This is a genomic window from Aureimonas sp. AU4, from assembly GCF_001463765.1.
GTDB lineage: Bacteria > Pseudomonadota > Alphaproteobacteria > Rhizobiales > Rhizobiaceae > Aureimonas.
In genome coordinates this window covers 1-14374 of sequence record NZ_BBWK01000093.1, presented here as the reverse complement: position 1 = coordinate 14374, position 14374 = coordinate 1, and the positions used below count along the sequence as shown (strand labels likewise).

15 protein-coding genes and 1 pseudogene are annotated in these 14374 nt (G+C 64.8%); 10 read left to right on the top strand and 6 right to left on the bottom strand.

Annotated features, from left to right (window positions below; translation table 11 throughout):
• Together AUL35_RS20705 and AUL35_RS20700 are read left to right on the top strand one after the other, a co-directional pair.
• Positions 1-585 (top strand): methyl-accepting chemotaxis protein (locus AUL35_RS20705; protein WP_244493861.1); only part of this gene is annotated, 585 nt, incomplete at its 5' end.
• Positions 586-670: 85 nt separating this feature from the next.
• Entirely contained in the window at positions 671-1756 is a 1086-nt protein-coding gene (locus AUL35_RS20700; protein ID WP_062018408.1) for a diguanylate cyclase, read from the top strand.
• A gap of 200 nt (positions 1757-1956) precedes the next feature.
• Here AUL35_RS20700 and AUL35_RS20695 read toward each other — a convergent pair whose 3' ends face one another.
• The 3 genes from AUL35_RS20695 to AUL35_RS20685 are packed head-to-tail and all read right to left on the bottom strand — an operon-like array spanning position 1957 to position 3935.
• Complete coding sequence (locus tag AUL35_RS20695) at positions 1957-2586, bottom strand: LysE family translocator (RefSeq protein WP_062018407.1); 630 nt, start codon at positions 2584-2586, stop codon at positions 1957-1959.
• A gap of 49 nt (positions 2587-2635) precedes the next feature.
• Positions 2636-3397: a phosphodiesterase gene (locus AUL35_RS20690; protein ID WP_062018405.1), complete on the bottom strand. Its 762-nt coding sequence runs from the start codon at positions 3395-3397 to the stop codon at positions 2636-2638.
• Between the two features lies 1 nt (position 3398).
• Positions 3399-3935 carry a GNAT family N-acetyltransferase gene (locus tag AUL35_RS20685; RefSeq protein ID WP_062018403.1) on the bottom strand — a complete coding sequence of 179 codons (537 nt, stop codon included), beginning with the start codon at positions 3933-3935 and terminating at the stop codon, positions 3399-3401.
• A gap of 90 nt (positions 3936-4025) precedes the next feature.
• Between AUL35_RS20685 and AUL35_RS20680 the strand changes: the two genes are divergently transcribed.
• Positions 4026-4907 carry a LysR substrate-binding domain-containing protein gene (locus AUL35_RS20680; RefSeq protein WP_062018400.1) on the top strand — a complete coding sequence of 294 codons (882 nt, stop codon included), beginning with the start codon at positions 4026-4028 and terminating at the stop codon, positions 4905-4907.
• Positions 4908-4934: 27 nt separating this feature from the next.
• A pseudogene (locus AUL35_RS20675) lies at positions 4935-5844 on the top strand (dihydrodipicolinate synthase family protein).
• Between the two features lie 303 nt (positions 5845-6147).
• Here AUL35_RS20675 and AUL35_RS20670 read toward each other — a convergent pair.
• A complete protein-coding gene (locus tag AUL35_RS20670; RefSeq protein ID WP_062018399.1) occupies positions 6148-6567 on the bottom strand; it encodes a helix-turn-helix domain-containing protein in 420 nt (139 codons plus the stop codon).
• Positions 6568-6649: 82 nt separating this feature from the next.
• Between AUL35_RS20670 and AUL35_RS20665 the strand changes: the two genes are divergently transcribed.
• The 3 genes from AUL35_RS20665 to AUL35_RS20655 all read left to right on the top strand — a co-directional run bounded on the left by AUL35_RS20665 (position 6650) and on the right by AUL35_RS20655 (position 9157).
• The gene (locus tag AUL35_RS20665; protein WP_062018397.1) at positions 6650-7606 is read left to right on the top strand and encodes an aromatic alcohol reductase; all 957 of its coding nucleotides are present in this window, start codon (positions 6650-6652) and stop codon (positions 7604-7606) included.
• 117 nt (positions 7607-7723) lie between these two features.
• On the top strand, positions 7724-8572 hold the full coding sequence (locus AUL35_RS20660) for an aldo/keto reductase (RefSeq protein ID WP_062018395.1): 849 nt from the start codon (positions 7724-7726) through the stop codon (positions 8570-8572).
• 99 nt (positions 8573-8671) lie between these two features.
• Positions 8672-9157 carry an NADPH-dependent FMN reductase gene (locus AUL35_RS20655; protein WP_306304384.1) on the top strand — a complete coding sequence of 162 codons (486 nt, stop codon included), beginning with the start codon at positions 8672-8674 and terminating at the stop codon, positions 9155-9157.
• A gap of 51 nt (positions 9158-9208) precedes the next feature.
• Here AUL35_RS20655 and AUL35_RS20650 read toward each other — a convergent pair whose 3' ends face one another.
• The gene (locus AUL35_RS20650) at positions 9209-10129 is read right to left on the bottom strand and encodes a LysR family transcriptional regulator (RefSeq protein ID WP_062018393.1); all 921 of its coding nucleotides are present in this window, start codon (positions 10127-10129) and stop codon (positions 9209-9211) included.
• 106 nt (positions 10130-10235) lie between these two features.
• On the opposite strand from AUL35_RS20650, the gene AUL35_RS20645 reads away from it, so the two are divergent.
• Together AUL35_RS20645 and AUL35_RS20640 are read left to right on the top strand one after the other, a co-directional pair.
• A complete protein-coding gene (locus tag AUL35_RS20645) occupies positions 10236-10661 on the top strand; it encodes a DoxX family protein (protein ID WP_062018391.1) in 426 nt (141 codons plus the stop codon).
• Between the two features lie 41 nt (positions 10662-10702).
• Positions 10703-11584, top strand: a complete 882-nt coding sequence (locus tag AUL35_RS20640; RefSeq protein ID WP_062018389.1) for a VOC family protein — start codon at positions 10703-10705, stop codon at positions 11582-11584.
• A 301-nt stretch (positions 11585-11885) separates the two neighbouring features.
• Here the strand turns inward: AUL35_RS20640 and AUL35_RS20635 are convergent, their stop codons facing one another.
• Positions 11886-13364, bottom strand: coding sequence for a PAS domain-containing protein (locus tag AUL35_RS20635; protein ID WP_062018387.1), 1479 nt, complete (start codon positions 13362-13364; stop codon positions 11886-11888).
• A 297-nt stretch (positions 13365-13661) separates the two neighbouring features.
• On the opposite strand from AUL35_RS20635, the gene AUL35_RS20630 reads away from it, so the two are divergent.
• Positions 13662-13895 carry a hypothetical protein gene (locus tag AUL35_RS20630; RefSeq protein WP_062018385.1) on the top strand — a complete coding sequence of 78 codons (234 nt, stop codon included), beginning with the start codon at positions 13662-13664 and terminating at the stop codon, positions 13893-13895.
• Positions 13896-14374 lie beyond the last annotated feature (479 nt).

The window sequence follows — 14374 nt, the reverse complement described above, 5'->3', positions numbered from 1 at the left end:
CGCGGGAAGGGCTTTGCCGTCGTGGCCTCCGAGGTGCGCAAGCTGGCCGAACGCAGTCAGGGAGCCGCTACGGAGATCGGGCAGCTTTCACAGGAGACGCTGGTGACGTCGGAAGAGGCCGGACGAATGCTGGACGCACTTCTTCCCGACATCAACCGCACAGCGGAACTTGTCTCCGAGATCTCGGCGGCCTGCCGTGAGCAATCGGTCGGCATCGAGCAGATCAACCAGGCCATTCAACAGTTGGATCAGGTCACGCAAGCCAATGCCGGGGCGGCCAACGAGATGGCGGCAACCTCGGGCCAACTGTCGGAGGAGGCGGCGCGGCTGAACCAGCGGGCTGGCTTCTTCACCTTGGAGGAGACCAAGAACGCTTCCATCACTCCTGTTCAGTCACGCCTTCCGATCTCCGTCACGCCGCTTTCTAACCGTCCGGTCCATGCCATGCAGGAGCGAGCGGCGCAGTTCGCTTCCTTCAGGCATGACGGTCGCTCGCCGTCGGGTGCCGTTCGGCCGACCGTTGGCCGCGATCGGGGCGTCGAGCTGCAGTTGGCGGATGAAAGCTTCGAGCGCATGAGTGGCTGACGAAGCTTAGCTACACATGCGGGATAGGAACGGCCTGTTAAGTCGGTCTACGTATTTTCCCCATGACGTCGGGGAAGGCTTTGGTATGACGCGCACAAACATACCAGCCTACCGCGACCTGCCCGACGATGTGGTCGCCGATCTGACGGCCCGCATGTACGAGTCGCGCACCGGCGTCCGATGGATGGTCCTCATCGCCGTCGCGCCGACGGTTGCAGCCGTGCACCAGTCGCCGTCCCTCGCAATGGTAGTCGCCGCGATCGCTGTTTGGCTCGCCTGCCTCATTCGCGTCGCTGTGGCCGAGACCTATGAGCGGTTCGGCGACCGTTCGCAGTCGCGCCCAAGCCAGATCCGTTGGCAAACGGCTTACGGCATTGGCGGCATTGGCCTCTCGGTCGCGTTCGCCGCGTTCACGGCGCTTGTAATTCTCAGCGGCGACTCAGCAATGCTGAACTGGGCGCTCGCGACAGCGGTCGGCATGGCCTATGGCCCGATCCCCTACGTCGCCCTGCAGCCTAAGATCGGCTACCCGCAAACGACGATCCCGTTGGCGATACCGGCGATCTTCCTGACGACGTTGGACGACACTACCAGCACGTATCTCGCAGTTTCGATGCTTGTCGGCATCGTATCGGTGCTGGGACACTGTCGTTTGCAGTACGCACGTGCGGTCGAGGCCTTGCTGGACCGTCGCTCCGTTGATCGGCTGGCGACGACGGATCACCTGACCGGCCTTTGGAACCGCCGTCATCTTGAGGCGGTCGTGCGGCAGGTAATCGAGGAGAAGCTGGATGGCCTCCACTGGCTCTGCATCGATCTCGACCGGTTCAAGTCCGTCAACGACACATTGGGGCACGAGGCGGGGGACCTAGTCCTATGTGCTGCGGCACGACGGATCTCGATGATCGCAGGAGACGACGCGTTCGTGGCCCGGGTCGGCGGAGACGAGTTCGTCGTGCTCCTGTCCGGCGATCGCCAGCGCGCCCGCATAGTGGCAGGGCGGATCGCGGACGCGCTTCAGCAGGCGATTGCAGTGCCACAGGGGACCGCTCGCATCGGAGCCAGTGTCGGCACGACGGCGATCTGTTCGCACGACACGATCGATGGGATCGCGCGCCGGGCAGACGAGCGCATGTATGCCCGCAAGGCCGTAATGAGAAAGGCAGCCTGAACCGCAATCCCGTTATTACGATCCTGGACATCCAGAATGTCCGGTTTGGGGCGAGCGTTGGAAGGCCGGCGGCGTCTGAGTTGGGTCGATAGCTGTCCGACTGTATTGGGCGTCCGCTTCTGCGACGCCAGTCGGCTCGAACGGGTGGAAAGGTGACAGTCCGCTCTGGAGCTTTCACGGTCGAAAGCCGCCACTGCCTGCTACGAACGGGATAGCAGAAGGCGCAGACCTGCGAAGCCGAAGAAGGACGCAAGACCCGCTTCGATCCACCGCGAGGCTCTCCGGTAGCCCCGGACTATTGCAGGGGTCGAGAAGACGAGGGCATAGCCACCGAACACGAAGATGCCGAGCAGCGCACATCCCGCGATCACCGCCTGTAGCGTCCAGGTCGGCATGCCCGGTTGAAGGCCAAGCGACATGATCGCAACCCAGGCCAGGATCGCCTTGGGGTTGGCGATGTGCAGGAGAAACCCACGGCGGAACAAGGCGCGATAGCTCGGGGCAGAAGGCACTGGTGCCGCGTCCATGGGGCGGGCTGCCAGGGCGGAGCGTGCCGAGCGATAGGCGAGGTAGAGAAGATAGAGGCCACCGATGATCTTGATCGCGAACAGGGCGTGTGCCCAGGCCGTGAGAACGACGGAGAGACCGGTCGCGGCCAGCATCGCCCAGGTCATGCTGCCGGCAACGACGCCTGCTGCGACAGCCAACGCAGGTCGACGCCCTTGGCTCATGGCCACGCCCATGATCGCCATATTGCTGGGTCCAGGGCTTGCCGTCGCCAGGAGGTAGGCGCCGTAGACGACCAGGAGTTGGTTCAGGACATCGGACATGGGACCGCTTCCAGGAGAAAGGATGTGGCCGGGCTGGCGGTCCCGGACGCTAGCTTGTGACCTCACCGAAGTGAACGATGACGCCGTCGGCTTCTACTAGGACCACCCCATAACCGGGCGCTTCGAAGCTAACGGGAGCATCGCTCCGCATCGTGAAGTCGAGGGCGATCTGGTGGCTTGTTCCTCGAACGCCGGTGAACGGCCACCCGCGCCAGGATCCGGCGACATTGCGATGGAGGTGGCCGACGAAGAGATGCCAGATGCTCGCGTTCGATCGCGCCAGCACGGAGGCGAGTGCATCGCCGTCCTGGAGACGGATGCGGTCCATCCGATCAAAGCCGACCGGAAACGGCGGATGATGCAGGAACAGAAAGAGCGGGCCGGACCAGCCCTCGATCGCCTCGCCAAGCCATTCCAGCCGCTGCTCGCACAACCGCCCCTCTGGGCGGCCTGGCTCGTGAGTGTCGAGAAGCACAAATCGCCCCATCGGCGTGTCGACGACCTGCTGGACAAAGCCGTGCCGGTTGCGGGGAGCATCGGGGAATGCGGCCCGGAATGCGTCGCGGTCGTCGTGATTGCCGATCATCAAGTGAACCGGCATCGGAAGGCGAGACAGGATCCGCGCCGCTTCCCTATAGGCGAGCGGATCGCTATCATGGGTCAGGTCTCCACTCACGACGCAGAAAGCTGCATCGCCGTGTTCGCAGGCGATCTGTGAGACGCAGGCTTCCAAACGCTCGCTTGGACGAAGGCCGTGCAACTCATGCCCGTGTGGGACGAGGTGCAGGTCGGATAGGTGGATGAACTTCACCTCATGGCACCGTTGTGTTCGAGAGCTGCTTGCTGAGGATCACGCTCCGGTAATTCGTATGCGACCACTGCGCATGCTCGACGAAGCGGTAGCCGAGACGCGTGTACCAGTCGACGAGGTGCGTGGCGGGCTCGGCCGTGTCGAGCGCGAGCTCACCGGCGCCGCACCCCGAGCCAAGCCGTTCGACCTCACGCAGGAGCCGATGCCCGATCCCACGCGCCTGGATCTGCGGATCGACTGCGAACTGGCCGAGCGAGGCGACTTCGGGCCGGTCGTACCATGGGCACCCGATGGTCTGTTGCGGACTGCGGAAGAGGATTGTCCCGACGACCCTGCCACCATCCACCGCGACGAGGCAGGTGCCAGCTTCGATCCGCTCGCGGGTGACGGCCTCGCTCTGATGGGTCGCCATGTAGCGCAGCCCCATCCGCGCCAAGCGTCCATAGGCGGAATGGAGAAGCGCCGTCAGCTCCGCGAGTGAGTCGGAGGGTAGGAGCGGGCGGACGAGGAATTGTTCGGTTTGGGGCAACGGGGACATTAGGGGTTCCGTCTTTGTCCCCTTTTGTGGTGGTCTTCCCGTCTACGGACAATCGAGTTAGCCTGCGGCACCCGTCAGGAAAGCTCACGAATGAGACGCCGCCTTCCGCCTCTGAACGCGGTGAAAGCGTTCGAAAGTGCCGGCCGGCTCGGGAGCTTCGGTGCCGCCGGAGCCGAGCTTGGCGTCACTCACGGCGCCGTCAGCCGTCAGGTCGCCATCCTGGAGGACTGGCTAGGCCTGCGCCTGTTCGCCAAGGACGGGCGCGGGGTCGCGCTGACGACTGAGGGTCGACAGTTCCTTGCTGATGCGACGGCGCTTCTCGACGGGCTCGCCAGCGCCAGCTCAGACCTGATCCGGCAGGATGGGCCTCACCTGCTTCGGGTGAATGCACCCCAAACCTTCACGATGCGATGGCTGATCCCGCGTCTGCCGAGCTTCGCCATCCATCATCCGGAGATTGAGGTGCGCCTGTCCGCCTCGATCGCGCCGGTCGAGTCGATCGCGGACGCGTTCGACATCGCGATCCGGCGCGGGGCGATCGGCACCACCAGCACGCCCTTCCTGGACGAGACCTGCGTTCCGGTCGCAAGCCCTGCTCTGCTCGCCGCTCGCCCGATCCGGGACGTTCACGATCTCGATGCGCACACGTTGCTTCATGCCGAGTCCGTAGCCCATCTCTGGCCGGACTGGCTGATGCTGGCAGGCGGTCCGGACGTGCGGGGACACTCCCAACTGCGGTTCGAACCCCTGTACCACTCGCTCCAAGCGGCGATCGACGGCGTCGGCGTCGCCATGGGTCCAAGTGCGCTCGTGGCGGCCGACGTAGCTGCCGGGCGTCTGGTCCCGTTGTTCCCTGAGCGTCCGCTGGGCTTGGCCGCCTTCCACCTACTGATCGTGCAGGGTCGCGATGCGGGCCACAAACGACGGACGTTTCGAAACTGGATTGAAAGAGCGGGCGCGCAGGTCGAATGACCGTCTCACCGCCAGGAGGTTTACCCGATGAGTATTGCTGCCCGACACCATCCCTTCCGTGGTTTGTCGGCCTTTCCCCTGACGCCGACTGATGCCGACGGGCGCGTCGATGTCGAGATGCTCTCGCGGCTGCTGGAACGCCTTTGCAAGGCGAAGGTCGCCTCGATCGGTTTGTTGGGCTCTACCGGCACCTACGCCTACCTCACGCGCGAGGAGCGTCACCGTGCAGTCGCGGCGGCGGTCGAAGTGCGTGGACGGTCGCGTGCCGCTCGTCGTCGGTGTCGGGGCGCTGCGGACGGACCACGCCATCGATCTCGCCCGCGATGCGGAAGTGTCCGGCGCCGACGCGCTTCTGATGGCGCCGGTCTCCTACACGCCTTTGACCCAGGACGAGGCGTTCGAGCACTACCGGGCGGTGGCGTCGGCATCCGTCTTACCCCTCTGCGTCTGCAACAACCCTGGCACCACTCATTTCAGCTTCGCCACCGAGCTTCTGGAACGCTTGTCCCGTCTCCCGACGATCCAGGCCGTCAAGATGCCGCTTCCGACGAATGGCGGCATCTTCGGCGAGTTGACGACCCTGCGCGAGCGGACCGATCTTTCGGTCGGCTACAGCGGAGACTGGGGTATGGCGGATGCATTGCTGGCGGGAGCGGATGCCTTCTACAGCGTGCTCGGTGGTCTCCTGCCGCGTCCGGTGCTGGCGATCGCGCGGGCAGCGAACTCCGGTGACGTGCAGGAAGCTAGGCACCTCGACGAGGTGCTCCGGCCGCTGTGGAACACCTTCAAGGCCTATGGCAGCCTGCGCGTGATGTATGTGCTGCTCGAAGCACTCGGGCTTGGACAGGTGCAGCCACCACGCCCACTGCTTTCGCTCGATGCCAAAGCGCAAAGTGAGGTCCTCACCGCGGTTGATCCCTTCCTCGGCGCCGGTTGAGTTGGAGGAGCACGATCGTCCGTAGGGTCGTCTGCTTCTGGGCAAGCGCGACGGCGTGATCAACAGCCGAGAAGGGTCGATAGCGGATGGACGGCTTTCGAGCGTCCGCTCGCTCGACACCGATCGGCTCGACCGGGTGGTTACCTGCCAGTCCGCTACGCGGCACGTTTCTGACAAAGCGGTCGTTTGATCGGGGCCGCCGATCTGCGACTATCGGATGAACGTCGACACTGTGTTCGGCGCAGGTCCCACCGACGCGTCATCTTCCACCGGGAGATAAGCTAGGTTTGTCGGGCCGTCCGTTCAGTCGCCGTCATTCCTGGCATCGAACCTTTCCCGGGACGCACGGAACCCGTCCGCGTTCTCGACGATCCACGTCCATATCGGCACCATCCGGACGAGCAGCTCCAGGCCGGACTCCGACAGCTCGTACTCGACCCGCGGTGGGTTCTCGTTGAAGTCGGTGCGGATCACCAAGCCATCGCGCTCCAGCGAGCGCAGCGTGCGTGTCAGCATGCGCTGCGTGACGCCGTGCATGCGCCGCTGGATCTCGGCATGGCGCAGGCGTCCGTAGACGCCGAGCGTGTGGATGACACCCAGCGACCATCGGTTGCCCGCGTGCGCCAGCACCTCGCGGCGCACCCCGTCGTCGTCGTCCCGAAGCCCGTCGCAGACGGTTTGCGAGTACCGCAGGACGTCTTCCCTGCTGAGTGTCTGGTTCACAGGATCACGCGTGTACCTTCTTTTGCGCCTCGTTCGTCGGTGCCAGATGACCGGCATCGTCATTCACGAACGAGTTGGAACCATGAACGATGCAGTCTCCGGCGTGAAGTCACGCAACATCCTCGTCCTCGGCGCGGGCGAGCTGGGCATGCCTGTCCTCCTGAACCTGGCGCGTCGCGCCAAGGACATCGACGGGGCGAAGATCAGCGTCCTGCTTCGGGCCAGCGCAGTGAAGTCCGACGCGCCCGCCAAGCAGCGCGACATTGCCGCGATCCGCGATGCCGGCATCGAGATCGTCATCGGCGACCTCGTGTCGAGCTCCGTCGACGAACTGGCCGCCGTGTTCTCGCGCTACGACACCGTGATCGGCTGCACAGGCTACGCCGCCGGGATCGACACGCCCATGAAGCTGGCCAAGGCCGCGTTGCAGTCGGGCATTCCCCGCTACTTCCCCTGGCAGTTCGGCGTCGACTTCGAGGCGATCGGCCGCGGCAGCCCGCAGGACATCTTCGACGCGCAGTTGGACGTGCGCGAGCTTCTTCGCTCACAGACCAAGACCGAGTGGGTCGTCATCTCGACGGGCATGTTCATGAGCTACCTGTTCGAGCCGGAGTTCGGCGTCGTCGATCTGGAGAAGTCCGTCGTCACCGCGCTGGGCAGCCTCGACACCGCCGTGACGCTGACGACCCCGGACGACATCGGGAAGCTGACCGCGGAGATCGTGTTCTTCGAGCCGACGATCCGCAACGAGATCGTGTTCCTGGCGGGCGACACGGTGACCTACGGCGAGATCGCCGACAAGCTGGAGGCGGGGCTCGGCCGTCCCTTCGAGCGCTCCGAGTGGGGCGTGCCGTTCCTGAAGGAGGAGCTGGCGAAGGACCCGGCGAACATGATGCGCAAGTACCGGGCGGCCTTCGCCATGGGCCGCGGCTACTCGTGGCCGAAGGCGGGGACGTTCAACGAGCGTCAGTCCATCCCGGTCACCGACATCGACGCCTGGATCGCCGCGCACCTGCGAGCCGAACGGACTGCCGCCTGAGGCTGGGCGCTGCCCGCCACCCCAACCCAATCCATCAGAGATACTCGTGCCCGGTGACCCGTCGGTCCGGCTCCATGCCGTCGTGCCGCTCACCGGGCAACGCACCAGGAGACATTCATGAACGACACCGCTCGGAGCCTGCCGATGCGCGATGGCGTGGCCATCCCGCAGATGGGGCTCGGCGTCATGTACGTGCCCGAAGGAACGCTGCCCGCCCTGATGCGTGAAGCGGTCCGGCTCGGGTATCGCCACTTCGATACCGCGACCGTCTACGGCAACGAGGCCGAGGTCGGCGAGGGCCTTCGCTCGCTCGACGTCGGCCGGGACGAGGTCTTCGTGACCACGAAGCTGCAAGACGGCATGCATGGATACGACAACGCGCTGCGCGCCTTCGACGCCAGCGAGAAGCTGATCGGGTCGATCGACCTCTACCTCATCCACTGGCCGCAGCCCGCCAAGGATCTGTACGCCGAGAGCTGGCGCGCCCTGGTTCGCTTGCAGGAAGAGGGCCGCGTGCGCTCGATCGGCGTCGCCAACTTCACTCCGGACCTCATCGACAGGATCGTCGGCGAGACGGGTGTGTCGCCGGTGATCAACCAGGTGGAACTGCACCCGCGCTTCCAGCAGCGCGGGACACGCGCCTACAACGCCGCCAACGGCATCCTCACGCAGGCCTGGAGCCCGCTGGAGCACGGGCTCATCCTGAAGAACGAGGCCGTCGCCGAGATCGCGGCACGCCTCGGTCGCTCGCCGGCTCAGGTGGTGCTTCGCTGGCACCTTCAGAACGGGCTCGTCGTGATCCCGAAGGCGGCCGAAACCAGGCATCTGGCCGACAACTACGCCGCCTGGGACTTCGAGCTGTCGGATGCCGACATGGCAAGCATCTCATCGCTCGACCGGAACCAGAGTTCGTTCGACCTCGACCCCATGACCTACGAAAGCGAGCGCGGACGCATCGAGTCCTGACGCGCCGACCATCCAAAGGACAGTCCCATGACCTATCGCATCGCAACGATGATCGGCAGCCTGCGCGAGGGCTCGACCAACCGCTAGCTCGCCAACGCCCTGATCCGGCTCGCGCCCGAGGACTTCGAGTTCTTCGACGTGCCGATCGGCGACCTGCCCCTGTACAATCAGGATGACGACGGCGACCAGGCGCCTGCCGTGCGCCGGATGAAGGCGGCCGTCGAGTCCGCGGACGGTGTGCTGTTCGTCACGCCGGAGTACAACCGTTCGGTCCCCGGCGCCCTGAAGAACGCCCTCGACCACGGCTCGCGCCCCTACGGTGCGACGTCCTGGGCGGGCCGTTCCGCAGGCATCGTCGGCGTCTCGCCGGGAGGCACGGGAACGGTGGCGGCCCAGCAGCATCTGCGCACCATCCTGGCGTTCTTCGACATGCCGACGTTCGGACAACCCGAGGCCTACATCCAGTGGACGGACGGTCTCGTGAACGCGGACGGGACCGTCGGCGACAGGAGCCGGGACTTCTTCCAGGGCTGGATGAACGGCTTTGCGGCGTTCGTGCGCAAGCAGGGCGCGCCCCGCGCATAAGACTGCCAGCCGATGGTAAGGGAGGCGCGCGATGACGTCCCGTGCCTCCCGTCACATTCCGAGGTCCCGGTCCCACGGCGGCGTCGTTCCGATCCGTCGAACCAGGAAGTCGATGAAGGCGCGAACCTTGGCGGGCGGGCGCCGGTTGGCGACGTACACCGCGAACACGCCCGGGAACTCGACCGGCGGGTGATCGAGTGTCAACGCGGTCAGCCTTCCGTCGCGGATCGCGTCGGCCAGCAGGAACGTCGGTTCGTAGACGATGCCCTGACCGGCGACCGCGGCCGCAAGGAGGGCATCGCCGTTGTTGGCGCGCAGGTTTCCCCGGACCGGAACCACGACGTCCCCGTCGCGTCCGAACCCCCATCGATCCGGCCACAGGGCGCTGGACAGCGTGTAGCCCAAGCAGACGTGCGAACCGAGATCCTCCAACGTCCTCGGCGTTCCGTGGAGCCGAAGGTAGTCCGGTGACGCGGCTACCAGAAGGCGGCACGGCGCCAGCTTGCGGGCGATGAGCGATCGATCCTGGATGCGACCGATCCGGATCGCCATGTCCCACCCTTCCTCGACCAGGTCCACCACACGGTCGTTCAGGCCGAGATCGATGACGAGGTTCGGATGGTCCGAGCAGAACGCACCGAGCAACGGTGCGAGTTCCCGGGCACCGAACGAAACGGGCGCGTTGATCCGCAGCGTGCCCGACACCTCGACCCTCTCCGCGGCGGCGACCGCCTCAGCCTCCTCCAGGTCGCCCAGGATACGCTCGACGCTGTCGAGGTAACGACGTCCCGCTTCGGTAAGCGTGAGCTTGCGCGTCGTGCGATGGAGGAGCTTGACCCCAATCCGATCCTCAAGTGCCGAGACGTGCTTGGTCGCCATGGTCTGCGACATTCCCAACGCACGGGCGGCAGCGGCGAGGCTGCCGAGGCCGGCGACCCGCGAGAAGACCTGCAAGCTCGTGAACCTGTCCATAGCCCACCTCACACTGACGGTGTGTTCTGTCTGTCAGAAAGGCTGGATTATCAACCCGGTCAGCCGGGCGCATATGGGTCCCACCGAACCAGCCGGAGACCCCGCCATGATCGACACCCGCACTGCCCCTTACGCCGCCACCGTCCTGCGCGTCGCGCTCGGCATCCTGTTCCTGGCACATGCCGGCCTGAAGGTGTTCGTGTTCACGCCCGCCGGGACGGCCCAGTTCTTCGCCAGTCTCGGTCTTCCCGGTCCGCTCGCCTACCTCGTTATCCTCGCCGAGGTCCTTGGCGGCATCTCATTGATCGCCGGCGTCTATAGCCGCATCGTTGCGCTCGCGCTCGTTCCCATCATCGCAGGCGCCATCGTCACGGTGCACGGGTCCGCCGGCTTCTTCTTCACCAACCCCAACGGCGGTTGGGAGTTTCTGGCGCTCTGGATCGTCGGGCTCCTCGCGGTCGCGCTTCTTGGCGACGGGGCCTATGCGCTGCGTCCGACGCCCGTTGCCGCCCTTCGTACGTCGAAGGTCTGAGCCCGCGCCCCGGCCCCTCGCAACACCGACGGAGTTGTCTCATGACGCAGGCTGATATCGGCTCCCACGAAGCGCTCGGCCGGAACCCATTGCCTGCCGCAGCGCCGCACCGGATCGGCGGTGTGACGCTCGTCGTCCACGATCTGGAGGCCGTCTCTCGCTTCTACCGGGACGTGATCGGCCTTCAGGAGAGGGAGCGCGGATCGAGCCATGTCCGGCTCGGAACTCAAGCGGCGAACCTCATCGATCTTCGCCTCGACCAGTCCGCCCGGCGGCGGTCCCCGCGGGAAGCCGGACTGTTCCATACGGCCTTCCTTCTGCCCGAGCGTGCCGATCTCGGCGCATGGCTCTCGTTCACCGCCGGGAGGTGCATTCGGCTCTCGGGTGCGTCGGACCATTCGGTGAGCGAGGCGGTCTACCTCGACGATCCCGAGGGGAACGGAGTCGAAATCTACGCCGACCGTCCCCGAAGCGTCTGGAAGCGGGACGGCAACTTGATCCATATGACGACGCAAGCCCTCGACGTCGACAGCCTCGTGCGGTCCGCCCAGGGACGTGACTGGTCCGGCTTCCCGGACGGTGGCGAGATCGGCCACGTTCACCTTCAGGTGGGCACCGTGGCCCCGGCCGAGAGCTTCTACCGCGATCTGCTCGGGTTCGACGTGACCTGCCGCTATCCGGGAGGGACCTTTTTCGGGTCTGGCGGCTACCACCACCGGCTGGCGGCCAACGTCTGGAACAGCGCGGGTGCTCCCGTGCGAACCGAACCGACGACGGGGCTTGCCGACGTGGAGATCGCAGTCGGTCAAGACGCTCTCGATGCGGTGCGTGGACGTATCGGCGACATCGATAACGTAGTCTCAACAACCAGCCTGACGCTGCGCGACCCTTGGAATACCTCTGTCACTCTGAAGGCGGTCTGAAGTCCGGTCGACCGTGTTTCTCTAGTCGTCACCTCGGCTTAGGGCGAGGCGGCGTCAGCCATTGGTGATCTAAACGTCCGCTTTCGGGATTCGTTATCAAACTCAGCAGTGACCATGGTGGGTCGATAGCGGATTGACCGCTTCCGGTCGTCCGCTTCCCAAGCGCCTATCGGCTCGACGGGGTGGAAAGGCGACGGTCCACTTTGAGTGGGCTTACCTCCACAAGCCGACATCGCGGCTAGAGTGATCACGTATGCGTCAGCGCGGCGATTGCAAAAGGCGCGCTGTATATGGGGCAGCCTTATACGGCTGCTCCCTCGACAATTCCGGAAAGGCCGGCTTGGAGGCAATATCGCAACCCCGTCGGCCTGTAGTCCGTCGTCGCCGTGCCGTTCAACTCCAACGGCAGGGCACGCTCCAAGACCCTCGATCCAAAGCCCCGCCGCGCAGGGGCAACGACCGCGGGACCATCGCTCTCTTCCCAGCACAGCTCGAACCTGTCGTTCGCTGGCCCGTCGATCTTCCACATGATCGAGACGGACCCGTCCTTGGTCGAGAGCGCACCGTACTTGGCAGCATTGGTTGCAAGCTCGTGGATCGCGAGCGTCACCGTGGTCGCGACGCGAGACCGGAGACGGATCGACGGGCCGGTTACGCTGATCCGCCCATCCCCTGCCGTCAGAAACGGCCTCAGGGCGTTTGCGATGAGCTGATGAAGATCCGCCGACGTCACGGCATCGCTCAGAAGCACCTCGTGAGCAGATGCGAGCGCCTGAATGCGACTGCTCAGGATCTTCGCCGCTTCCTCGAGGGATGGCGCGGACTGCAAGGTCTGGCTAATGATGGATTGGACGTTCGCCAACGTGTTCTTCACGCGGTGATCGAGTTCGCCCGCCAGCAGCTCACGGTGCTCGTCGGATCGCTTTCGGGCCGTGATGTCGATCGACACGCCAGCCATACCGATCGGTACGCCATCGACATCGCGGTTCACCTGACCGCGCACCTCCACCCACCGAACCTGACCGTCCGGTGCCACAGCCCGGTACTCGATGCCGAACTCCCCTCCGTCGTCGGTGATCGCAGCGTTGAGCGCTTCCTGCCAGCGCAGAAGGTCGCCCGGGTGGATCGACGAGACGAGGTCGTCGTAGGTGAACGTGTCGGTCGGTCCGCGACCAAAGTTCTCCTTGCATCGCGCTGACGAGACAAGGCGACGGTCCTTCAGATCAAGCGTCCACGCTCCGAGGCGGCCCGCTCCCAGCGTGAACCTCAGCCGATCCTCCGTGCGCGCCAGATCGTTGATGCGACGCTCGATCTCGTATTCCAAGTTGGCCCGGTCCTGTTGAACCTCCGCCAGTCGGTTGCGCTCGGGCGTCACGTCGAACTGCGAGGCGAAGAAGAACGCCGCCATGCCGTCGTCGTCGAACACGGGCGAGATCAGGACGTGGTTCCAGAACGTGGACCCGTCCTTCCGGTAGTTCAGGATCTCGGTCTCGACGGTCGTTCGGTTCGCGATCGCTTCGCGGAGTTTGGCGACGTCGTCGGGGTTCGTGCCCGGTCCCTGCAGGAAGCGGCAGTTCCGGCCGACGCATTCGTCACGGGTGTAGCCTGTCAGCCGCTCGAACGATGCGTTCACGAAGACGATCGGATTGTCGTGCTTCAGAGGGTCGGTTATGACCATCGGCATGCGGGTGGCACGAACCGCCGCCGCGAACGGGTCTTTGGAAGCCGACGAGCGACCGATCTCGCCTTGGATGCGATCCTGTTCGAACCTGTCCGGCACGTGTTTCCGTTTGCTCCCGAGATACGAACCGCAGGCATACCCGACACCGTTCTTTCGTGCACCAGGTTTTGGCTCAAACCCAGAACGGATGGTCACGAAGGCGCAGAACACCTGGATTGGTGGCCGCAAGGGGGAACCAGAAGATGGTTCTTGGGATCGAGCCGACCTGCTGTCGATCTCAACCATCCAAACCTGCACGGCAGATGTTGAACGTAGCTACTGACGGATCCAAGCCGGAACGAAGTCAGGGCCAAGACGGTATGACAGCCGGGCGACGTTCGAACGGCCGAGAATGCTATGCGCTTCCACTTCGACATTCACGATGGGGCTCACAGGCACGAGGATCTGGAAGGGGTTGAGCTTCCAGGCCTTGCACACGCTTACAAGGAGGCGGTCGCCACCGCGCGCGAGATCATGGCGGCCCGCCTGCGAGCTGGCGAGGGACTGGGGCGCGAGGTGTTCGTCGTTCATGACGAGACCGGTCGGCAGGTGCTGACCGTGCCGTTTCGCGATACGATTCCACGGGACTGAGGTTCGCGCAGTTCGCTGACGGTCGGCACAAGTGCGCAGTCCGACCATATGTCTCACGTGCCATTGGATCGCCTCAGGGCGCCCACTTACCTACCGGTGATCGGCGATCCCGGGTGGAAACCGGCCTGTCGGGTTTGGGTCAACAACGCCGAGAAGCAGACATTCCGGAAGCGCAATCGAGTCGCTCGTCTCTACCCACGTAGAGTTGCTCATCGTTTAGCGACGGCCATTCGTACGATGAACCGGTCCAGTCCGCTCCGCACTCACTACGTACGTATTTCCCCTAAAGGTTGTTAGTCATCTACCGTAAGTTTCGAACACGCCACGCGAGTGATGATCTGGCGTCACCACATTTCGCGAGCAAATCTATGTCACGCATGAGAAAGGCGTTCTGGCTGATCAGCGCCTTGGCCGGCGGATCCATCCCGGCCAGCGCGCAGGCTGTCACCAACACCGTCACGTTCAACGGCACCGTCACG